21 protein-coding genes are annotated in these 20,847 nt (G+C 70.7%); 18 read left to right on the plus strand and 3 right to left on the minus strand.

The genetic code is table 11. The annotated features are described in order from the left end of the window. Positions 1-18: 18 nt before the first annotated feature. Positions 19-1,689: a long-chain-fatty-acid--CoA ligase gene (locus B4M60_RS04130; RefSeq protein WP_291080551.1), complete on the minus strand. Its 1,671-nt coding sequence runs from the start codon at positions 1,687-1,689 to the stop codon at positions 19-21. 424 nt (positions 1,690-2,113) lie between these two features. Here B4M60_RS04130 and rho point away from each other — a divergent pair, with 424 nt between their 5' ends. The 16 genes from rho to nucS all read left to right on the plus strand — a co-directional run bounded on the left by rho (position 2,114) and on the right by nucS (position 16,889). Beyond that, positions 2,114-4,093 (plus strand): transcription termination factor Rho, encoded by a 1,980-nt coding sequence (gene rho / locus B4M60_RS04135; RefSeq protein WP_414646726.1) that lies wholly within the window; start codon positions 2,114-2,116, stop codon positions 4,091-4,093. Beyond that, positions 4,090-5,175, plus strand: a complete 1,086-nt coding sequence (prfA, locus tag B4M60_RS04140) for a peptide chain release factor 1 (RefSeq protein WP_291080553.1) — start codon at positions 4,090-4,092, stop codon at positions 5,173-5,175. The genes rho and prfA overlap by 4 nt, the downstream gene beginning before the upstream one ends. A gap of 3 nt (positions 5,176-5,178) precedes the next feature. Beyond that, positions 5,179-5,979 carry a N5-glutamine methyltransferase family protein gene (locus B4M60_RS04145; RefSeq protein ID WP_291080555.1) on the plus strand — a complete coding sequence of 267 codons (801 nt, stop codon included), beginning with the start codon at positions 5,179-5,181 and terminating at the stop codon, positions 5,977-5,979. Next, positions 5,976-6,629, plus strand: coding sequence for an L-threonylcarbamoyladenylate synthase (locus tag B4M60_RS04150; RefSeq protein ID WP_291080557.1), 654 nt, complete (start codon positions 5,976-5,978; stop codon positions 6,627-6,629). Before B4M60_RS04145 ends, B4M60_RS04150 begins: the two co-directional genes overlap by 4 nt. Positions 6,630-6,632: 3 nt before the next feature. Further along, positions 6,633-7,793, plus strand: a complete 1,161-nt coding sequence (locus tag B4M60_RS04155; RefSeq protein WP_291080559.1) for a glycosyltransferase family 4 protein — start codon at positions 6,633-6,635, stop codon at positions 7,791-7,793. A gap of 10 nt (positions 7,794-7,803) precedes the next feature. Continuing rightward, positions 7,804-8,244: a hypothetical protein gene (locus B4M60_RS04160; RefSeq protein WP_291080560.1), complete on the plus strand. Its 441-nt coding sequence runs from the start codon at positions 7,804-7,806 to the stop codon at positions 8,242-8,244. Positions 8,245-8,486: 242 nt separating this feature from the next. Further along, entirely contained in the window at positions 8,487-9,266 is a 780-nt protein-coding gene (gene atpB / locus B4M60_RS04165) for a F0F1 ATP synthase subunit A (RefSeq protein ID WP_291080614.1), read from the plus strand. Positions 9,267-9,365: 99 nt separating this feature from the next. After that, complete coding sequence (locus tag B4M60_RS04170) at positions 9,366-9,614, plus strand: ATP synthase F0 subunit C (RefSeq protein WP_291080562.1); 249 nt, start codon at positions 9,366-9,368, stop codon at positions 9,612-9,614. Between the two features lie 26 nt (positions 9,615-9,640). Then, positions 9,641-10,213 (plus strand): F0F1 ATP synthase subunit B, encoded by a 573-nt coding sequence (locus B4M60_RS04175; RefSeq protein WP_291080564.1) that lies wholly within the window; start codon positions 9,641-9,643, stop codon positions 10,211-10,213. 14 nt (positions 10,214-10,227) lie between these two features. After that, positions 10,228-11,046, plus strand: a complete 819-nt coding sequence (locus tag B4M60_RS04180) for a F0F1 ATP synthase subunit delta (RefSeq protein WP_291080566.1) — start codon at positions 10,228-10,230, stop codon at positions 11,044-11,046. Positions 11,047-11,147: 101 nt separating this feature from the next. Further along, complete coding sequence (gene atpA, locus B4M60_RS04185) at positions 11,148-12,788, plus strand: F0F1 ATP synthase subunit alpha (RefSeq protein WP_291080569.1); 1,641 nt, start codon at positions 11,148-11,150, stop codon at positions 12,786-12,788. A 54-nt stretch (positions 12,789-12,842) separates the two neighbouring features. Next, complete coding sequence (locus tag B4M60_RS04190; protein WP_291080570.1) at positions 12,843-13,829, plus strand: F0F1 ATP synthase subunit gamma; 987 nt, start codon at positions 12,843-12,845, stop codon at positions 13,827-13,829. A 3-nt stretch (positions 13,830-13,832) separates the two neighbouring features. After that, positions 13,833-15,281: a F0F1 ATP synthase subunit beta gene (gene atpD / locus B4M60_RS04195; RefSeq protein ID WP_291080572.1), complete on the plus strand. Its 1,449-nt coding sequence runs from the start codon at positions 13,833-13,835 to the stop codon at positions 15,279-15,281. 9 nt (positions 15,282-15,290) lie between these two features. After that, positions 15,291-15,662, plus strand: a complete 372-nt coding sequence (locus B4M60_RS04200; RefSeq protein WP_291080574.1) for a F0F1 ATP synthase subunit epsilon — start codon at positions 15,291-15,293, stop codon at positions 15,660-15,662. A gap of 57 nt (positions 15,663-15,719) precedes the next feature. Continuing rightward, positions 15,720-16,169, plus strand: coding sequence for a DUF2550 family protein (locus B4M60_RS04205; protein WP_291080576.1), 450 nt, complete (start codon positions 15,720-15,722; stop codon positions 16,167-16,169). A 39-nt stretch (positions 16,170-16,208) separates the two neighbouring features. After that, the gene (gene nucS, locus B4M60_RS04210) at positions 16,209-16,889 is read left to right on the plus strand and encodes an endonuclease NucS (RefSeq protein ID WP_291080578.1); all 681 of its coding nucleotides are present in this window, start codon (positions 16,209-16,211) and stop codon (positions 16,887-16,889) included. 297 nt (positions 16,890-17,186) lie between these two features. Here the strand turns inward: nucS and B4M60_RS04220 are convergent, their stop codons facing one another. Together B4M60_RS04220 and mce are read right to left on the minus strand one after the other, a co-directional pair. After that, positions 17,187-18,098, minus strand: coding sequence for a hypothetical protein (locus tag B4M60_RS04220; protein WP_291080580.1), 912 nt, complete (start codon positions 18,096-18,098; stop codon positions 17,187-17,189). Positions 18,099-18,133: 35 nt separating this feature from the next. Then, complete coding sequence (gene mce, locus B4M60_RS04225) at positions 18,134-18,604, minus strand: methylmalonyl-CoA epimerase (protein WP_291080582.1); 471 nt, start codon at positions 18,602-18,604, stop codon at positions 18,134-18,136. A 76-nt stretch (positions 18,605-18,680) separates the two neighbouring features. Here mce and B4M60_RS04230 point away from each other — a divergent pair, with 76 nt between their 5' ends. Together B4M60_RS04230 and B4M60_RS04235 are read left to right on the plus strand one after the other, a co-directional pair. After that, complete coding sequence (locus tag B4M60_RS04230; protein WP_291080584.1) at positions 18,681-19,880, plus strand: acetyl-CoA C-acetyltransferase; 1,200 nt, start codon at positions 18,681-18,683, stop codon at positions 19,878-19,880. Positions 19,881-19,915: 35 nt separating this feature from the next. Beyond that, entirely contained in the window at positions 19,916-20,845 is a 930-nt protein-coding gene (locus B4M60_RS04235; protein WP_291080586.1) for a tetratricopeptide repeat protein, read from the plus strand. Positions 20,846-20,847 lie beyond the last annotated feature (2 nt).

Raw genomic sequence — 20,847 nt, forward strand, 5'->3', positions numbered from 1 at the left:
CGGGCCGCGTCGGTCCGGTCAGCGCGTGGTACCGGGCGAGATCGTGGTGACCGCGTAGGCGCCGGAGGCGTGGAGGGAGCGGATCTCGCGCTTGTCGAACTTGCCCACCGACGTGCGCGGGATGTCCTCGACGAACGCCCAGTGGTCCGGTCGTTTCCACAGGTCCAGCGTCCCGTGCAAGCCCTCCCACAGGGAGCGGGCGGTGGCGTTGGCCCCGGACTTGAGCTGGATCAGCACGAGCGGCCGGTTGCCCCACCGCTCGTCGGGCACGCCGACCACCGCGGCGTCGGCGACCCGGTCGTCCGTCAGCACGGCGTGTTCGAGCTCGACGGAGGAGATGAGCTCCCCGCCGGAGGCGATGATGTCATCCACCCGGTCCACCACGTCGAGATACCCCTTCGGCGAGATGGTGGCCATGTCGCCGGTGCGCAGCCAGCCGTCGACAAAGCGGTCGGTGGCCGCGTCGCCGAGATATCGCGCCGTCACCCACGGCCCCCGGATCTGGAGTTCCCCGACCGACCACCCGTCATCCGGCAGCACCCTGCCCTCGTCCACCACGCGCGCCTGGACGCCGGCGGGGAACCTCCCCTGTCCGAGGATCTGGGCCCGCCGCTCGGTCGCGGACGAGTGCGGGTCGGCCCGGGCGAACGTGGCGATCGGGCTGGACTCGGTGAGGCCGTAGGCCTGCAGGACGGTCACCCCGTGGCGTTCCACCCAGGCGTCGAGGAGGGCCTCGGGGAGAGCGGAACCGCCCACGAGCACTTCTCCCAGGTGGCCGACCGGCTGCGGGTGGTTCTCCAACCACCGCAGCAGCCGTTGGAGCGACGCGGGGGTGGTGGCCATCTTGTTGGGGCGGTGGGTGGCCAGGAGGCCGGCCAGGTCCCGGCCCGTGACCAACGCCTGTCCGGGGCGGGGGCGTGCGGTGATGAGGCTCGCTCCGGCCATGAACGCGGCGTACGGGAGTCCCCAGGACATGACGTGGAACATCGGCACGGTCGTGAGAACGGAGTCGCCGCTGGTCAGGGCTGCGCTCTCGGCCATGCACATCTGCATGGAGTGCAGCCAGATGGAGCGGTGGGTGTAGGCCACGGCCTTGGAGGTCCCGGTGGTGCCCGAGGTGTACGCGATCGCCGCGGCGGTGCGCTCGTCGAGATCCGGCCAGGGGTAGGTGGTGGGGTGCCCGTCGAGGAGGGTCTCGAGGGCGTGGATCCGCGCGGACGAGGCGCCCCCGGTCGCGTCACCGCCAGCGGGGGGCAGGTCGGAGTCGACGACGACGAGGTGGCGCACGTGCTCGAGGTGGGCGGTGACCTCGAGCGCGAGCGGGATCAACTCCGGGTCGACGAGCAGGACGGACACCCGGTTGTCCCGCAGGGCCGAGGCGAGGACGTCACGCGGTTGGAGGATGTTGAGCGGCAGGATGACCGCCCCCATCGACGGGACCGCGAACATCGCCTCGACGACCTCGTTCCGGCTACCCGCCAGCACCGCCACCACGCCGCCCCTGGTGACCCCGAGCTCGGAGAGGGCGTGGGCGGTGGCGGCCGCGCGCGCGGCGATCACGTCATACCGCGAGGTCCGGGGTTGGAGGTCGCCCACGAACCCGGTGAGGGTCGACTGCCCGTGGCGCTCGGCGGCGTGCGTGAGGATCCGCGACACGAGCAGGGGCGTGTCCAGCATCGTTCCCAACATCGGACCTCCCCGGAAGTGGCGCGTGACGATGGCTGGAAGGGTACCGGTGATCGGTGCGGGGACCTCCACGGCGGAGCCGACTCGCCAGGGGGACACGCGTGGACGCGGCGTGCGGGTAGTATGCTTCTCTAAGCCACGGACGCCCGGTCGTCCCCGTAGCCCGAGACTGCTCCAGAACACCTTCGTCGCCGCAGGCGGCGTGTGGGTGGGTCCCGGCGGGAGCGGCCGATCGGCGAGTGGCCACCAGGGATCCCGTGCCCGTGAGTGGTTCCCCACCGGAGTGGACGGTCACCATCCCGTCGCCCCGGAAGGCGTCACCTCGAGTGGATCCCCCTCAGACGACTCCACGTCCGGCTCACCCGCCGCCGTGGACGGCCCCAGCGGCCACCCGGGACGCCCAGTCCGCGTCCCGGACAGACGCTCGATGCCAGGCGGCGCTCGCCGCCCCGGTACGAGCCCAGAAAGGACCCCCGTGACCTCGACGGACACCACCTCCACCCCGCCGCAGGGTGCCGCACTGGCAGCGATGCGCCTGGCGGACCTCAAGTCGCTGGCGCAGCAGATGGGCCTCAAGGGCCTCTCCGGCAAGCGCAAGGGCGATCTCGTCGCGATGATCGACGGCGCCCGCGGCGGGAAGGCCCCCGCCGCAGCCCAGTCGGCGCCCGCCGCGCAGGAACCCCGGCGCGAGGAGCAGCCCCGGCGCCAGCAGTCCCAGTCCCGCGACGAGGGTCAGCGCGACGAGGGGCAGCGCGACGAGGGTCAGCGGGGCGAGGATGCGCGGTCGAGCGACGACGCCCAGGATCGCGACGGCAAGCAGTCCCAGGGGGACCGGCCGCGTCGCGCCGACGGTGGCGGGGGAGACGGTCAGAACCAGGCCCAGAACCAACGCCGGAACCAGGGGCAGGATCAGAACCAGGGCAACCGTCAGCGTCGCGGCGGCCAGAACCGGGACGACCAGGGATCCGGACAGCAGAACGGGCGCAACCGCGATCAGCAGAACCGCGACCAGCAGGGCGCCCGCAACCGCGATCAGCAGGCCGACGACTCGAACCAGGGCAACCAGGGCGGCGACAACGGTCCGCGCGGGGACGGCCAGAACCGGGACGACGACGGCAGCGGCCGGGGTCGCCGGAGCCGTCGTCGGCGCGAGCGCAACCGTGGTGGCGGCGGCGGCCGCCCGGTGGAGGGCGAGACCGAGGTGCGGGAGGACGACGTCCTCCAGCCCGTCGCCGGCATCCTCGACGTGCTCGACAACTACGCGTTCGTCCGCACCTCCGGCTACCTCGCGGGCTCGAACGACGTCTACGTCTCCATGAACATGATCCGCAAGCACGGCCTCCGCCGCGGCGACGCGGTCACCGGCGCGGTCAAGACGCCCCGCGAGGGCCAGCCCGAGGGGCAGGGCGGCGGTCAGGGAGGCCAGGGCGGCCAGGGCGCGAAGAACCGCGCGAAGTTCAACCCGCTGGTCCGGATCGACTCGGTCAACGGGGGACCGGTCGATCAGGCCCGGAACCGTCCGGATTTCAGCAAGCTCACCCCGCTCTACCCCAACCAGCGACTGCGGCTGGAGACCGAGAAGAACATCATCTCCACGCGCGTGATCGACCTGATCATGCCGATCGGCAAGGGTCAGCGTGCGCTGATCGTCTCCCCGCCCAAGGCGGGTAAGACCACGATCCTGCAGAACATCGCCAACGCCATCGCGATCAACAACCCGGAATGTCACCTCATGGTGGTCCTCGTGGACGAGCGGCCCGAGGAGGTCACCGACATGCAGCGATCGGTGAAGGGCGAGGTCATCGCCTCGACCTTCGACCGGCCGCCGTCGGATCACACGCAGGTGGCGGAGCTGGCGATCGAGCGGGCGAAGCGCCTGGTGGAGATGGGCCAGGACGTCGTCGTCCTCCTCGACTCCATCACCCGCCTCGGCCGCGCCTACAACAACTCCTCGCCCGCCTCGGGCCGCATCCTCTCCGGTGGCGTCGACTCCACCGCGCTGTACCCGCCCAAGCGCTTCCTCGGCGCGGCGCGCAACATCGAGAACGGCGGCTCCCTGACGATCATCGCCACGGCGATGGTCGAGACCGGGTCGGCGGGCGACACGGTGATCTTCGAGGAGTTCAAGGGCACGGGTAACGCCGAGCTCAAGCTGGACCGGCGCATCGCGGAGCGGCGCGTGTTCCCCGCGGTCGACGTGGGACCGTCGGGCACCCGCAAGGAGGAGTTGCTGATGACGCCCGAGGAGGCCGGCATCATGCACAAACTCCGCCGGGTCCTCTCGGGGCTCGACTCGCACCAGGCGATCGACCTGCTCATGTCCCAGCTCCGCAAGACCAACACCAACTACGAGTTCCTGCTGCAGGTGGCCAAGACCACGCCGAGCCTGCCGCAGGACGAGGAGTGACGCAGCCCCCGGGGCGGTCCCCGTCCTCGATCGACGACGTCCTCTCCGAGTACGGGGGGCTCGAGGCGCAGTTGTCGGACCCTGCCCTGCACGAGGACGCGGCCGCGGCGCGGAGGGTGGGCAAGCGATTCGCCGAGCTCACGCCCGTGGTCCAGTGCCACCGGGCGCTGGTGTCGACCCGGGACGACCTCGAGGCGGCGCGGGAGCTCGCCCACGAGGATTCCTCCTTCCACGCGGAGGCCGAGCGCCTGGGCGCGGAGGCGGCCGCGCTCGAGTCGAAGCTCGCGGACCTGCTGGCACCACGCGATCCCCACGACGCGGACGACGTGCTCATGGAGATCAAGTCCGGCGAGGGCGGCGAGGAGTCCGCGCTGTTCGCCGCCGACCTGGCCCGCATGTACACGCGGTACGCGGAGAAGCACGGCTGGGTGGTGGAGGTCCTCGGGGTGACCGAGTCCGACCTGGGGGGGTACAAGGACGCCTCCTTCTCCATCCGGTCCCGGCAGCCCTCACGCGACGGCGTGTGGGCGCGACTGAAGTTCGAGGGAGGCGTGCACCGCGTCCAGCGCGTCCCGGTGACCGAGTCCCAGGGGCGGGTCCACACGTCCGCGGCCGGGGTGCTGGTGTTCCCCGAGCCGGAGGACGTGGGCCCGGTCGAGATCGACGAGTCGGACCTGCGGATCGACGTCTACCGGTCATCGGGCAAGGGCGGCCAGGGCGTCAACACCACCGATTCGGCGGTGCGGATCACGCACCTGCCGACCGGCACCGTCGTCACGTGTCAGAACGAGCGCAGCCAGCTGCAGAACAAGGCGCGCGCGATGCAGGTCCTCGCCGCCCGGCTCCAGTCCGCGGCGGAGGAGGCGGCGAGCGCCGAGGCCTCCGAAGGACGGGCCACCCAGGTGCGGACCGTCGACCGCTCCGAGCGGATCCGCACCTACAACTTCCCCGAGAACCGCATCGCGGATCACCGTGTCGGATTCAAGGCACACAACCTGGACTCGGTCCTCGACGGCGATCTCGACGCGGTGCTCGATGCGCTCGCCGACGAGGACCGGCGCCGGCGCATGGAAAGCGCGTAGGCCGTGGACGCCCAGCCGGCCCCGGCCGCGGTGACCGGGGTCGTCAGGTCGGCGGCCCGGGCTCTGCGGTCCGCCGGCGTCGACTCCGCGCTCGCCGAGGCGCAGCTGATCTGCGCCCACGTCCTCGGCGTCGACCGCTCCGCGCTGCCGCTGGCGGACGGTCTGGACCCCGNNCTCCTGGTGGAGAACGCCCTCGCCGCGCTGCCGGCGCCGGGCGAGGGGCCGGGACCGATCGTCGTGGACCTCTGCGCGGGGAGCGGGACCCTCGCGCTCGAGATCGCCCACGCCCGCCCCGACGCGTACGTCCACGCGGTCGAGCTGCACGGACCGGCGCTCGAGTGGCTCCGGCGCAACGCCGGCGAGCGGGCCGCCGCCGGGGACACCCCGGTCGAGGTCCACGCGGCGGACGCCACCGATCCCGCTCTGCTGCCGGACCTGCGGGGCAGGGTCGCCGCGGTCGTGGCCAACCCGCCCTACATCCCGCAGACCGACGACCTCCCGGCCGACGTCCTCGGGCACGAGCCGGCGACCGCGCTCTTCGGGGGTGCCGACGGTCTGGTCGTCATCACGCCGCTGGTCCACGTCGCGGCCGGGCTCCTCGCCCCGGGCGGCCATCTGGCCGTCGAGCACGACGACGCGACCGGCGCCGCGGTCGCGGCGGTCGTCTGCGCGCAGGGGGGCTTCGGTAACGTGGACCAGCACACCGACCTCGCGGGACGTCCGCGGTTCGTCACCGCGACGAGACGCGCCGAGACCGACGACGACGAGGTCGACCAGACAGTCCGGAAGGGGATCACCCGGTGACCATCACCTACGACTGCACCGAGGACACCGGCCGGGAGGTCGGGCTCAGCGCGGCGGCGGGCGCCCTCCGCGCGGGTCGCCTGGTCGTGACCCCGACCGACACGCTGTACGGCATCGCCGCCGACGCCTTCGATCCGGACGCCGTCACCCTCCTGCTCTCGGCCAAGCGCCGCGGCCACGACATGCCGGTCCCGGTCCTGGTGGGCTCGTGGGAGACGATCGACGGGCTGGTCGTGGGCACCCCCGCCCCCGCCCGCGACCTCATCCGCGCCTTCTGGCCCGGTGGTCTGAGTCTGATCGTGCACCAGGCGCCGTCGTTGAACTGGAACCTCGGGCACACCAGCGGCACCGTCATGCTCCGCATGCCGCTGCACCCGGTCGCGATCGAGCTCCTCCGCGAGGTCGGCCCGCTCGCGGTCTCGAGCGCCAACGTCTCCGGACAGCCGCCGGCCACCACGGTGGGCCAGGCGCGGGAACAGCTCGGCGACTCGGTCGCCGTCTACCTCGACGGCGGCCCCTGCGCGGTGGGCCAACCCTCGACGATCGTCGATCTCACGGGATCCGCGCCACGCATCGTCCGCGAGGGGGCGGTGTCCGCCGACCGGATCGGGGAGGTCCTCGGCACCGACCCCGCGGCCCTGCGCGGCTGACCCGTGGGAATCGGGGTCCCGTTCCGCGAGCTCCTGCTCATCGGGGTCACCGCTGCCCTGGTCACCTTCATCGTCACCGGCCTGGTCAGGGGAGTCGCCCCCGCTATCGGCGGCCTCGCCTACCCCCGCGACCGCGACGTCCACGTTGTCCCCACGCCGCGACTGGGCGGGGTGGGGATCTTCACCGGGATGCTGGTCGCGGTGTTCCTCGCGGCGCAGCTGCCGGCCCTCAACCGCGGGTTCCCGCCCTTCGCCCCCGACGTCGAGGCCACGATCGTCGCCGGCGGCCTGATCGTGCTGGTGGGGATCGTCGACGACATCCTCGGCATCGGCGCGGTGACCAAACTCGCCGGTCAGGCCGCCGCCGCGGGCGTCCTGGTGGCCATGGGGGTGTCGTGGACCCTCGTGTACCTCCCGTTCGGCGACGGCAACATCCTCGTCCTGGACCAGCTCCAGGCCGGGTTGCTCACGGTGGTGTTCACCCTGACCATCGTCAACGCGATGAACTTCGTCGACGGGCTGGACGGACTCGCGGCCGGGCTCGGGGCCATCGCGGCGATCGCGATCTGCGTCTTCTCGGTGGGGATCATGCTCGATCAGGGCGGCACGGTGGGCGCGTATCCGCCGGCGCTGGTCACGGCGGTCCTCGCCGGCGCGCTCCTGGGGTTCCTGCCCCACAACTTCCAGCCCGCCCGGATCTTCATGGGCGACTCGGGATCGATGCTCATCGGCCTGGTGCTGGCGGCCGCCTCCACCAGCGCGTCCGGCAAGATCTCGCAGAGCCTGTACGGGCCGCAGGAGATGATCGTCCTGCTCTCGCCGGTGATCGTGGTGGCCGCGGCGATGTTCGTCCCCATGCTCGATCTGGTCATGGCCGTGGTCCGGCGGGTCGGGGCCGGGCGGAGCCCGTTCGCCCCGGACAAGATGCACCTGCATCACCGGCTGCTCGACCTCGGTCATTCCCATCGGCGCGTCGCCCTCGTCATCTACGCCTGGGTCTCGCTCATCGCCTTCGGAGCGGTCGGGGCGACCATGCTCCCGTCCGAGGTGATGGTCCCGCTCGCCGCCGCGGGGCTCATCGCCGTCCTGGCCGCCACCCTGGTCCCGCGACTGCGGAGCATCCGCGGGGAGGACCACTCCGGGAGTCCCTCCGGCTCCCGCTAGGCTGGGCCACATGACGGAGACACCCCCGCAGCCCGCCGAGAGCGCCCACACCGCCGGACTACGCAAGGCGCTCACGCTCGGCACGGCCGCCCTGGCCGTGTTGATGCTGCTCAGTGCGGGCCTGTGGGGGGCGCTCGACGGCACCCCCGGACTGTGGGGCGCCCTGTTGGGGGCCGCGATCGGTGGGGTGTTCGTCCTCCTCACCGCGGTGGTGGTGGTCGCGACGGCGCAGACCTCGCCCAACGTCACCGGGGCCGTACTCCTCGGGACGTGGCTGCTCAAACTCATCGTGGCGATCGGCGTGGTGGCGGCGTTGAAACCCCTGGACTTCTACTCCAGGCGAGCGTTCGCGCTCACGCTCGTCGTGGCGATGATCGTCGTCCTGGCCACCGAGACGGTCGCGATCATTCGTCACAAGGCGCCGGCCGTGGAACCCGTCACCGGGGACTGAGCGCAGTCACGCCGCGGGGCGGCCCGGCACGCCCCTCCGGGGGTGCGCCCCGGTGAGGTCAGACACCCGGGTCTTTGTTACGATGCTCCGTGGCGGGAAACCGGGATGAGGGCGCGTCGCGAGAGCGGCCGAGATCCCCTCGGGCCCGCCGGGTTCCCTGCACGTGAACCGAAGCGAATGACACAGACCACCGTCTGAAGAAGGCGGCCCGAACAGGGGAGAGAACGCTGAGCACGTCACTGCTGGCATTCAAGGGCGAGTTCCACCCGCCTTCACTCAACGACTTCTTCCCGCCGGCGGTGCTGTTCGAGGGCACCCCGTTCGAGTTGGACCGGCTGATGATCATCCGCGTCCTCGTGGGCGTGCTCGTCGCCCTGCTGTTCTACGTGGGTATGCGCGGCGCGAAGATCGTCCCGAAGGGCTTCCAGAACGTGGTCGAGATCGCCCTCGACTTTGTCAAGACCTACATCTCGGACGACATCATCGGCAAGAAGGACGGCGACCGGTTCCTCCCGATCATCGCCACCATCTTCTTCCTCACGTTGTTCATGAACATCCCGGCCGTGATCCCCGGCCTCAACATCTCGCCCAACGCCAGGATCGGTATGCCCCTGGTCATGGCGCTGGTGGTCTACGTGGTGTTCATCTACGCGGGCGCCAAGAAGTACGGCTTCTTCTCCTTCGTGGGCAAGTCGATCGTCGTCCCGAACCTCCCCCCGGCCCTCCACCTGCTGGTGGTGCCGATCGAGTTCATCTCGACCTTCGTCCTGCGCCCGGCCACGCTCACGATCCGTCTCATGGCCAACATGCTCGCCGGCCACATCATGATCGTGCTGCTGTTCTCCGCCACGAACTTCTTCTTCTGGCAGTTCAACGGCTGGACCGCCGTCAGCCTCGTGACCATCATCGTGGCCGTGGCGTTCACCTTCTTCGAGCTGCTGGTGATCTTCCTGCAGGCGTACATCTTCGCCCTGCTCGCCGCGGTGTACATCGACCTGTCGCTCCACGCCGACAGTCACTAGAGACTTCCGGCGCCACTGAGCGCCGGGACACACAGACCACTCCGACGACCGAGTGCGGACATCCCGTACCGGCCATCTGAAAGGGAACGGAAAACCCACATGGATATCGTCACTCTCGCCCAGGCTGCCGAGACAATCGAGACCACGGCCAAGGGCTACGGCGCCATCGGTTACGGCCTCGCCGCCATCGGCCCCGGCATCGGCATCGGCATCGTCGTCGGTAAGACCATCGAAGGCATGGCACGTCAGCCCGAGATGGCCGGCCAGCTCCGCACCACGATGTTCCTGGGCATCGCGTTCACCGAGGCCCTCGCGCTCATCGGTATCGTCACCGGCTTCATCTTCTGATCGCCGACTGGCGCAAGGTCAACGACATGAATCCGATCCACATCCTCGCCGCCGGCGAGGGCGAAGGGCTCCCCCTCGAGGAGACGCCCAACGTCCTGACCCCGGCGCTGTACGACATCGTCTGGTCGCTGATTCCCTTCGCTGTCGTCCTCTTCGTGTTCTGGAAGTTCGTCCTCCCGATGTTCAAGCGGGTCCTGGACGAGCGGAGCGAGCGCATCGAAGGCGGCATCGAGCGGGCGGAGGCGGCTCAGTCCGAGGCGAAGGCCGCCCTGGACAAGTACAACGCCCAGCTCGCGGAAGCCCGCGTCGAGGCCGCCAAGATCCGTGACGACGCGCGCGCCCAGGGGCAGCAGATCATCGCGGACATGAAGGCCGAGGCGAACCTCGAGAAGGACCGCATCGTCGCGGCGGGCGAGCAGCAGCTCAACGCGCAGCGTCAGCAGATCGTCTCGGAACTCCGCGGCGACCTCGGACGTCAGTCGATCGATCTCGCTGAGCGTCTCATGGGTGAGCAGCTGTCCGACTCGGTCCACCGTTCGGGCACCATCGACCGTTTCCTCGCCGACCTCGACCGGGTCGCCGGCGCGGGCCAGAAGTAAGGAAGTAGCTGACTATGCACGCAGCAAGCCGCGACGCCCTCGAGCAGTCCCGGTCGGTCCTGCAGTCCACGCTGTCCGCCAATCCCGCCGGCGGAGCAACCGGAGCCACCGTCGGCGCCGAGCTGTTCCGGGTGGTCGACCTCTTCGAGGGGGAGCGCGCGCTCCGCGTCGCGGTCGCGGACTCCTCCGCTCCGGTCGAGGCCCGACAGGACCTCGCCCGGTCGGTCCTGGGCTGGAAGATCGACGAGGCGACCCTCTCGGTCGTGCTTGCTGCGGTCGCATCGTCGTGGTCCACCCCGCGTGACCTGCGGGAAAGCCTCGTGGTGCTCGGCCGGGAGGCGCTGTTGCTCTCGGCTCGCGAGCAGGGCCAGCTCGGTGTGGTCGAGGACGAGCTCTTCCGGCTCGGACGGATCGTGGCCGGCGACCCGCAGTTCGAGCAGGCGTTGTCCGACCGGTCCACCACGGCGGACGACAAGCGTGCGCTCCTCGGTCAGGTCTTGTACGGCAAGGTCACCGCCGTCACCGAGGCTCTCGCCTCGCAGGCCGTGACCCGCCCACAGGGGATGCCGGCGGATGACATCGACGCGCTCTCGCGGCTCGCCGCGGAGCTCCAGGGCCGGTCCGTGGCGGTCGTCACCTCCGCCACGGAGCTCTCGGAGGGTCAGCAGGAGACGCTGTCGCGCACACTCGCCGGGATCTACGGGCGTGAGATGGCGGTGCACGTCGAGGTCGACCCGGCCGTGCTCGGCGGAATGGTGATCCATGTCGGTGACGAGGTCATCGACGGATCGCTCGCCGGGCGGCTGTCCGCCGTGAGGCGGGCACTCCCGTAACCGGTAGTCGGGGCCGACGAACCGACGAGCAGCGGTCGCACACGGTCGATGCTCACCTGAAAAAGACAAGTCCAGACCACTTTAGTGAGAGCAGGAATGACATGGCGGAGCTGACTATCTCCTCCGACGAGATTCGTAGCGCGATTGCGAACTACACCTCCAGCGTCTCGACCGAGGCGTCCCGCGAGGAGGTCGGTATCGTCACCGACACGGGCGACGGCATCGCCCACATCAGCGGGCTGCCGTCCGCGATGGCCAACGAGCTCCTGGAGTTCCCGGGTGGCGTCCTCGGCGTCGCGCTGAACCTCGAGGATCGAGAGATCGGCGCGGTGATCCTGGGTAACTACGACCAGATCGCCCAGGGCCAGGAAGTGCGCCGCACCGGAGAGGTCCTCTCCGTGCCCGTCGGCGACGGCTTCCTCGGACGCGTCGTCAACCCGCTCGGTCAGGCGATCGACGGCCTGGGCGAGATCGAGGCGGCCGGCACCCGCGCGCTCGAGCTCCAGGCCCCGTCCGTGCTGGAGCGCCAGCCCGTCGAGGAACCCATGCAGACCGGCATCAAGGCGATCGACGCCATGACGCCGATCGGTCGCGGCCAGCGGCAGCTCATCATCGGTGACCGCAAGACGGGCAAGACCGCCGTCTGCATCGACGCGATCCTCAACCAGAAGGCGAACTGGGAGTCGGGCGACAAGACCAAGCAGCTGCGGTGCATCTACGTCGCGATCGGTCAGAAGGGCTCCACCATCGCGGGCGTCAAGGCGACCCTCGAGGAGCACGGCGCGATGGAGTACACCACCATCGTCGCCGCCCCCGCCTCCGACTCCGCCGGCTTCAAGTGGCTCGCGCCGTTCACCGGCTCGGCGATCGGCCAGCACTGGATGTACGAGGGCGCCCACGTCCTCGTCGTGTTCGACGACCTGTCCAAGCAGGCCGACGCCTACCGCGCGATCTCCCTGCTGCTCCGCCGCCCGCCGGGTCGTGAGGCCTACCCGGGTGACGTCTTCTACCTGCACTCCCGCCTGCTGGAGCGGTGCGCCAAGCTGTCCGACGCGATGGGTGGTGGTTCGATGACCGGGCTGCCGATCATCGAGACCAAGGCCAACGACGTCTCGGCGTTCATCCCGACCAACGTCATCTCCATCACCGACGGCCAGGTCTTCCTCGAGTCTGACCTGTTCAACCGCGGTGTGCGGCCCGCCGTCAACGTGGGTATCTCCGTCTCCCGAGTCGGTGGCGCCGCGCAGACCAAGGGCATGAAGAAGGTCTCCGGCTCGCTGCGCCTCGACCTGGCGGCGTTCCGCGACCTCGAGTCGTTCGCCACGTTCGCCTCGGACCTCGACGCGGCCTCCAAGGCGCAGCTCGAGCGGGGCCAGCGTCTGGTCGAGATCCTCAAGCAGGATCAGAGTTCGCCGGTCGCCGTGGAGGACCAGATCGTCTCGATCTACCTCGCGGGCGAGGGCTTCTACGACTCCGTGCCGGTCGAGGACGTGCGGCGCTTCGAGAACGAACTCCTCGAGACCCTGCATCACAGCGCGTCGGACGTGTACGGCCAGATCGACGGCGGCGGGGCGCTCTCGGACGAGTCCAAGGCCACCCTTGAGGCCAAGACCAACGAGTTCAAGGAGGGCTTCGTGGCCTCCGACGGCTCGCGGGTGGTCAACGAGCCCGAGGCCGAGGCGCTCTCGGAGGACGAGATCGATCGCGAGACCCTCACGGTGACCAAGAAGAAGAAGGCCTGAGGCCTGCGATGACAGCCATCCGAGTCAAGGCCGAGAGGAGTGTGATCTGACGCCATGGCGAACTTGCGCGAACTACGCGACCGGATCAAGTCGGTCAACTCGACCAAGAAGATCACCAAGGCCCAGGAGTTGATCGCGACCTCGCAGATCTCCAAGGCCCAGGCGAGGGTCGCGGAGGCCCAGCCGTTCGCGGACCAGATCACGGCGATCCTCACCGACCTCGCCACGGCGTCGTCGGTCAAGCACAGGATGCTCAACGAGCCCGAGGACGCCACGCGTTCCGCGGTGCTCGTGGTGACCTCGGACCGCGGCATGTGTGGTGGCTACAACCACAACGTGCTCAAGGAGGCGGCCGAGCTGATCGCCTTCCTCGAGGAGGCCGGCCGCGAGGTCGACATCTACGTGCTGGGGAACAAGGGGATCGTCTACTACACCTTCCGCGAGGTCGAACTCGCCGGATCGTGGCACGGACACTCCCAGAAGCCCGTGTACCAGGAGGCCCGCCCGGCGTTCCAGTTGCTCTCGGCGGCGTTCGCGGCCGGCGGGGAGTCCACGTTCGACGCCGCCGAGTTCCTCGGCGACGGCTACGAGGGCGACACCACCCGTCAGGGCGTCGACGAGGTCCACATCGTCTACACCCAGTTCAAGTCCATGCTCACCCAGACCCCGCGGGCGCGGCGCCTGGCCCCGATCGAGACCCGTGTCGAGATCGAGGAGCTGGATCTGGGCGAGGACATGCTCGACACGTCCAAGTCGGACTTCAAGCCCGAGGTGACGTTCGAGCCGGACGCGGACACCCTGCTCGACAACCTCCTCCCGAGGTACATGTCGACCCGCGCCTTCGCCTCCCTCCTCGAGTCGGCGGCGTCCGAGTCGGCGGCGCGACGGACGGCGATGAAGTCGGCGACGGACAACGCGACCGAACTGGTGGAAGGCCTGAGCCGCGAGGCCAACCAGGCCCGCCAGGCACAGATCACCCAGGAAATCAGCGAGATTGTCGGTGGCGCTGGCGCGCTCGCCGCTAGCGCAGGAAGTGACTAAGCAATGACCACAGCTGTTACCGATCAGAGCACGACGGGCACGGCCGGTCTCACCGGTCGCGTTGCCCGCGTCCTGGGTGCGGTCGTCGACGTGGAGTTCCCGCGCGGCGCCCTCCCGGCCCTCTTCAACGCCCTCACCGCCGAGATCACCCTCTCGTCGGTCGCCAAGACGGTGACCTTCGAGGTCGCCCAGCACCTGGGCGACAACATGGTGCGCTGCATCTCCATGCAGTCCACCGACGGTCTCGTCCGCGGGGCCGAGGTCGTCGACTCCGGCAAGCCGATCTCGGTGCCGGTGGGCGACGTCGTCAAGGGCCACGTGTTCAACGCCCTGGGCGACTGCCTCGACGCGCCCGGCACCGGCCGGGACGGCGAGCAGTGGGGCATCCACCGCGACCCGCCGGCCTTCGACCAGCTCGAGGGCAAGACGGAGATCCTCGAGACCGGCGTCAAGGTCATCGACCTGCTGACCCCGTACGTCAAGGGCGGCAAGATCGGCCTCTTCGGCGGTGCCGGTGTCGGCAAGACCGTGCTCATCCAGGAGATGATCACCCGCATCGCGCGTGAGTTCTCCGGCACCTCGGTGTTCGCCGGCGTCGGCGAGCGCACCCGTGAGGGAACCGACCTCTTCCTCGAGATGGAGGAGATGGGGGTCCTCCAGGACACCGCCCTGGTGTTCGGTCAGATGGACGAGCCGCCGGGGACGCGTATGCGCGTCGCCCTCTCGGCCCTGACGATGGCCGAGTACTTCCGTGACGTGCAGGGACAGGACGTCCTCCTGTTCATCGACAACATCTTCCGGTTCACGCAGGCCGGTTCCGAGGTGTCGACCCTGCTCGGCCGCATGCCGTCCGCCGTCGGCTACCAGCCGACCCTGGCGGACGAGATGGGTGAGCTCCAGGAGCGCATCACCTCGACGCGCGGTCGGTCGATCACCTCGCTGCAGGCGATCTACGTCCCCGCGGACGACTACACGGACCCGGCCCCGGCGACGACCTTCGCCCACCTCGACGCCACCACGGAGCTCTCCCGCTCCATCGCGTCGAAGGGCATCTACCCGGCCGTCGACCCGCTCACCTCGACCTCCCGGATCCTCGAGCCGGGCATCGTCGGCGAGGATCACTACCGCGTGGCGCAGCAGGTCATCCAGATCCTCCAGAAGTACAAGGAACTGCAGGACATCATCGCCATCCTCGGTATGGACGAACTGTCGGAGGAGGACAAGGTCACCGTCCAGCGTGCTCGTCGTCTCGAGCGCTTCCTCGGCCAGAACTTCCTCGTCGCGGAGAAGTTCACCGGTCAGGTCGGCTCGGTCGTTCCGCTCGCGGACACCATCGAGGCGTTCGACAAGCTCTGCAAGGGCGAGCTCGACCACCTCCCGGAGCAGGCCTTCAACGGCATCGGCGGTCTGGACGACGTCGAGGCGGCCGCCAAGAAGCTCGCGGGGAAGTGACCACAGAGCATGGCTGACATCGAAGTCGAGTTCGTCACGGTCGAGCGCCGTTTCTGGTCCGGTAGCGCGTCCATGGTGGTCGCCAAGACCACCGAGGGCGAGATCGGCATCCAGTCCGGGCACGAGCCTGTGCTCGGCGAGCTGGACGCCGGTGGAACCGTGACCGTCTACACGGACGAGGGCAAGAAGGTCGCCGCCGTCCAGGGTGGATTCCTGTCCGTCACGGCGACCAAGGTCAGTATCCTCGGCGAGTCCGCCGAGTGGTCACAGGACATCGACCGCTCGGCGGCCGAGAGGGCATTGTCCGAGGCCGGCGACGACGCCGCGGCGATCGCCGCGGCACAGGGTCGCCTGCGCGCGGTGGAGAAGGCCGGCGCCTGACACGTCTGGGCCACGCCCGTCGACCACGGCCGCGGCCACCGGAAGGGGTTGAGCAGAGTGGCGACTACCGGGATCGTTCTCGGTGGCGTCGTGCTGCTCGTGCTGCTCCCGGTGGCCGCGGCCGTGGTGTATCGGCTGGTGGTCAACCTGGGGGACTCCACATCGGTGCTCGTCAGACGCGCCGGGGAGGACGCGTGGAGGCACGGCGCCATCCGGTACTCCGACACGGACGTGGCGTTCTACCGCCTGCTGAGCGTCCGGTTCGGCGCGGACGTACGGCTCGACCGTCGGTCGCTGACCCTGGGGTCGAGGCGGCAGCCCACCGGCCACGAGTTCGACGTCGCGGAGGTCGGGGAGATGATCGTCTCCTTCTCCGGCCACGACCGCAGGGGCAGGGTGCGAGAAGGCGAACTCTGCGCGGGCCCCGCCACGCTGACCGGGCTGCTCGCGTGGGTGGAGGCGTGCTCCACCGACCAGATCCGCCGCTCGGACCGTCGCCCGGGCTGATGTGCCGGAACGGATACCCGCAGATCGAGGAGGGATGACGTGCGTCTGGTCGTGGCCACGTGCCAGGTCGACTACGTGGGCCGCCTGACGGCCCACCTGCCCATGGCGCCTCGGTTGTTGCTGGTCAAGGCGGACGGCTCGGTGAGCGTCCACGCGGACGACCGGGCGTACAAGCCGCTCAACTGGATGACACCTCCGTGCTCGCTCGTCGAGCAGGACCACCCGGAGAACCCCGATCATCGCCTCTGGGTGGTGGAGAACAAGACCGGGGAACAACTCCGGATCACCGTCGCCGAGGTGCACCACGACTCGGCGCACGAGTTGGGGATCGACCCGGGGCTGGTCAAGGACGGCGTCGAGGCGCACCTCCAGGAGTTGTTGGCCGAGCACATGGAGACGCTCGGGCAGGGGTACCGCCTGGTCCGTCGCGAGTACATGACAGCGATCGGCCCGGTGGACATCCTCGGCCGGGACGCCGACGGCGTCACCGTGGCGGTCGAGATCAAGCGGCGGGGCGAGATCGACGGGGTCGAGCAGCTCACGCGCTACCTGGAACTGCTCAACCGCGACCCGCTGCTCGCACCGGTGAGCGGGGTCTTTGCCGCCCAGGTGATCAAACCCCAGGCCCGGACCCTGGCCGAGGACCGCGGCATCCGCTGTGTGACCCTCGACTACGACTCACTGCGGGGAATCGAGTCGACGGACCTGCGGCTCTTCTGAGGTCGGTGACCGGGATGCCGAGGCGCCACAGGCGGGCGGGCGGGGACCGGCCCGTCCCCCGGCGAGACGGGCTGGGGTCGAGCGACCTCGAGGCCGGCCCGTCCGGCGATCCGGACAGGTATCACGTCCGACGGATCCCGGCGTCGCGCTCCGCCAAGGACTACCGCTGCCCGGGCTGCGACCATGTGGTGCCGGCGGGGACCGGGCACGTGGCGGCCTGGCCGGACAGGCCCGGGGGAGAGGACGAGCGGCGGCACTGGCACAACGGGTGCTGGTCGGGGCGCGGGAGTCGCGGTGTCACCCGCCGGTGGAGCTGAGATCCGGCTCGTGCGGTAGCCCCGCCTCGTGGTCGGCCGGGCGGCCGGGGATCGGCTCGAGGCGGGCGCGGATCCCCGCGAGTTCCGCGATGACGTCCGCGCGCAGCCCCCGCAGCTCCTCGGTGTGTCGGCGCGCCAGCGCCATCAGCCTCTCCGCCTCGGCCCGGGCGCCGTCCACGATGCTCCGCGCGGACTCCTCGGCGGCGCGCCCGGTGGCCGCCGCGGCGCTGACCGACGCGGCCTCCCTGGCCTGGTCCTCACGCAGGGACCGGCTCCGGCGGGCGTCGGCGGCCAGGCGATGGTCCTCGTCGATCCGATCCCGCCGCAGGGCGGCCTCCAGATCCAGCCGCTCCGCCTCGTGCTCGGCCTCGGCGACGATCTGCCCGGCCCTGGACCGGGCGGCCGCGAGGACCGCCTCCTGCCCGTCGCGGACGGCCGACGCCCGGTCGCGGGCGGCGGTGAGCTCGGACTCCGCCTCCCGGCGATCCGCGGCGGCCGCGCGTCGAGCCGAGTCCCGGAGGGTCCACGCCTCCTGCTCCGCGTCCGCGAGGATCCGGTCCGCCGCCGCGTGGGCGGAGTCCCGGATCGACTCGGCTTCCGTGCTCGCGAGCGCGAGCATGGTCGAGAGACGGTCGGCCATCTGCTCGCCCGTGACGGGTGCGCGTCCCAGCTCCGCGACCCGGGCCTCGAGGGCGGAGACCCGCGCCCGTTCCCGGGCCGCCTCGGCGGCGGCGCGCTCGGCTCGCTCCACGGCCGCGTCGCGGTCCGCGCGGAGCAGTCCCGTCTCGGCCTCGAGGCGCGCGAGCGTGGCCGTCACCTGCTCGCGGTCGAAGCCCCTGCGGACCACCGCGAAGGGTTCCCCGGTGCTGGTGGGCGTGTACATGCTGGACATGGATCCCACCCTAGCGGGGGAGCGGGGGCGGGGGCCTAGTGCGATTCGGCCGCGGGTTCGACCAACTCCAGCAGCACTCCGCCGGCGTCCTTGGGGTGGACGAAGTTGATCCGCGACCCCGCGGTGCCCTTCTTCGGGGCCGGGTACAGCACCCGGACGCCGCGACCGGTGAGGTGGGCGGTGATCGCGTCGATGTCGGTCACGCGGACCGCCATCTGTTGGATGCCTGGGCCGTTGCGGTCGAGGTACTTCGCGATGGTCGAGGACTCGTCCAGCGGGGCGAGGACCTGCAGGAGGGCGCTGCCCTCGGGGCGGCCGGGGGAGCCGAGCATGGCCTCGCGCACCCCCTGCTCCTGGTTGACCTCCTCGTGGAGGTTCTCCATCCCGAGGTTGTCGCGGTACCAGGCGACCGCGGCATCGAAGTCGGGGACGGCCACGCCGACGTGGTCGATCGCCACGACGAGTTCCGAGGGCAACAGGGGCTGGCTGGCTGGGGTAGTGGTCATGCCCTCCACGGTAGCCCGTGTCCCCAGGCGGTAGTTTGGGCGTGATACGTCACACCCCTCGACCGGAAGGTTCTCCATGTCCGCCGACCCCACCCGCACCGTCATCGTCTCCGGCGCCCGCACGCCGTTCGGCCGCCTCCAGGGCGGCCTCAAGACCGTGAGCGCGCCGGAACTGGGTGGCGTCGCCATCCGTGGCGCCCTCGAGAAGGGCGGGGTGCCGGCGGAGTCGGTCGACGCCGTGATCATGGGGCAGGTCCTGGGCGCGGGCGTCGGCCAGATGCCGGCCCGTCAGGCGGCGCTCGCCGCGGGCCTGCCCACCTCGGTCCACGCGCTGAGCATCAACAAGATGTGCCTCTCGGGCCTGACGGCCATCGCGCTGGCCGACCAGATGATCCGTGCCGGCGAGGCCGAGGTGGTGGTGGCCGGCGGCCAGGAGTCGATGAGCCGCGCCCCGCACCTCCTCCCGAACAGCCGGGACGGGTACAAGTACGGCTCCATCGAGGTCCTGGACCACATGGCGTACGACGGCCTGCACGACGTGCCGACCGACCAGCCGATGGGCGCGCTCACCGAGCAGCGCAACGCCGAGCTGGAGATCACCCGCGAGCAGCAGGACGAGTTCTCCGCGACCTCCCACCAGCGCGCGGCCAGGGCGTGGGCCGACGGGCTGTTCGCCGACGAGGTGGTGCCGGTGACCGTCAAGGGCCGCCGGGGCGACACCGTCGTCGACACCGACGAGGGCATGCGCGGCGAGACCACCGCCGAGTCGCTGTCCGCCCTCCGACCCGCGTTCGCCAAGGGCGGCACGATCACCGCCGGTTCGTCCTCGCAGATCTCCGACGGCGCCTCCGCGACGGTCGTCACGAGCGCCGCGCGTGCGGAGAAGGAGGGCTGGCCCATCCTGGCCGAGATCGTCCAGTACGGCGCCGTCGGTGGACCGGACTCCACCCTCCAGCACCAGCCGGTCCGCGCGATCGAGGACGCCTGCTCCAAGGCGGGGATCCCGGTGTCCGACATCGACCTCTTCGAGCTCAACGAGGCGTTCGCCTCGGTGGGCATCCACTCGACCCGCGAGCTCGGGGCCGACGAGGCGGCGGTCAACCCGAACGGCGGCGCGATCGCGCTCGGGCACCCGATCGGTGCGTCCGGCAACCGGGTGGTCCTCACCCTGGCCCTGGAGCTCGCCCGCCGCGGCGGCGGCCTCGGCGCGGCCGCCCTCTGCGGCGGCGGTGGCCAGGGCGACGCCCTGATCATCCGGGTTCCCGCGACCAGCTGACACCGGACCGGTCTCGTCATGGCAGGATCGACGCCGTGACGAGACCAGGTAACCGACCCCCGTCCGCCTCCGAGAAGCACCTGGCGGCGTCGCTCGCCGGCGCAGTGGACCTGACGGGGTTGAAGAAGCGTGTCGAAGCAAAACGGGACGCGGCCGTCCCGGGCCGCGTCCCGGGCGCAGACGGCGGGGACGTCGGCAGCATCGTGGTGGACGAGGCGTCGTTCGAGCAGGACGTCCTGGTCCGGTCGACCCAGGTTCCCGTGGTGGTCGAGCTCATGTCCCGCCGGGCCCCGTCCGCGCTGACCGCCCTGCTCGCCTCGTTGGCCGAGGAGGCCGCCGGTCAGTGGGTGCACGCGGTGGTGGACGTGGACGCCGCGCCGGGGATCGCCCAGGCGTTCCAGGCGCGCGCGGTGCCGACGGTGGTGGCCGTGGCGGCGGGACGCCCGCTGGCGGACTTCGAGGGCGACCAGCCCGAGGACGCCCTCCGCCAGTGGCTCGCGGCCGTGCTGCAGGCGACCGAGGGCAAGCTCGGCGGCCCCGCGCCGGCCCCCGGGGACGGCGACGGGGAGGAGCCGGCGGACGAGGAACGTGATGCGGCGGAGGACGCGCTGGCGGACGGCGACCTCGTCACCGCCGAGGAGCGGTTCACGGCCCTGGTGGAGTCCCGCCCCGGGGACCACGGCATCCTCGAGGCCCTGCGGTACGTGCAGGCCGCGCGGCGCGCCACGGAGGAGTCCGACGCGGGCGAGGGCACGGTCCAGGCGGCGCTGCGCGCCGCCGACCGGGCGCTCGTGGGCGGGGAGTACGAGTCCGCGTTCGGGGTACTGGTCGACGCGATCCGCGTGAGCGCCGGCGACCACAGGGCGACGCTGCGCGCCCGGCTGATAGAGCTCCTCGAGGCGTTGCCGGGGGACGATCCGCGGGTGTTGGCCGCCCGCCGGAACCTCGCGAGCGCCCTCTACTGACC

The sequence above is a fragment of the Dietzia sp. UBA5065 genome (assembly GCA_002415925.1).
In the GTDB taxonomy this organism is placed as follows: Bacteria; Actinomycetota; Actinomycetes; order Mycobacteriales; family Mycobacteriaceae; genus Dietzia.

What these genes read in the sequence shown, in the direction of transcription:
- B4M60_RS04175 (WP_291080564.1), top strand. Translation starts at nt 9,641, where the DNA reads ATGAATCCGATCCACATCCTCGCCGCCGGCGAGGGCGAAGGGCTCCCC.
- B4M60_RS04220 (WP_291080580.1), bottom strand. Translation starts at nt 18,098, where the DNA reads ATGTCCAGCATGTACACGCCCACCAGCACCGGGGAACCCTTCGCGGTG.
- atpA (WP_291080569.1), top strand. Translation starts at nt 11,148, where the DNA reads ATGGCGGAGCTGACTATCTCCTCCGACGAGATTCGTAGCGCGATTGCG.
- B4M60_RS04170 (WP_291080562.1), top strand. Translation starts at nt 9,366, where the DNA reads ATGGATATCGTCACTCTCGCCCAGGCTGCCGAGACAATCGAGACCACG.
- B4M60_RS04200 (WP_291080574.1), top strand. Translation starts at nt 15,291, where the DNA reads ATGGCTGACATCGAAGTCGAGTTCGTCACGGTCGAGCGCCGTTTCTGG.
- rho (WP_414646726.1), top strand. Translation starts at nt 2,114, where the DNA reads ATGCCAGGCGGCGCTCGCCGCCCCGGTACGAGCCCAGAAAGGACCCCC.
- B4M60_RS04130 (WP_291080551.1), bottom strand. Translation starts at nt 1,689, where the DNA reads ATGTTGGGAACGATGCTGGACACGCCCCTGCTCGTGTCGCGGATCCTC.
- B4M60_RS04160 (WP_291080560.1), top strand. Translation starts at nt 7,804, where the DNA reads ATGACGGAGACACCCCCGCAGCCCGCCGAGAGCGCCCACACCGCCGGA.
- atpD (WP_291080572.1), top strand. Translation starts at nt 13,833, where the DNA reads ATGACCACAGCTGTTACCGATCAGAGCACGACGGGCACGGCCGGTCTC.
- mce (WP_291080582.1), bottom strand. Translation starts at nt 18,604, where the DNA reads ATGACCACTACCCCAGCCAGCCAGCCCCTGTTGCCCTCGGAACTCGTC.
- B4M60_RS04180 (WP_291080566.1), top strand. Translation starts at nt 10,228, where the DNA reads ATGCACGCAGCAAGCCGCGACGCCCTCGAGCAGTCCCGGTCGGTCCTG.
- B4M60_RS04230 (WP_291080584.1), top strand. Translation starts at nt 18,681, where the DNA reads ATGTCCGCCGACCCCACCCGCACCGTCATCGTCTCCGGCGCCCGCACG.
- B4M60_RS04190 (WP_291080570.1), top strand. Translation starts at nt 12,843, where the DNA reads ATGGCGAACTTGCGCGAACTACGCGACCGGATCAAGTCGGTCAACTCG.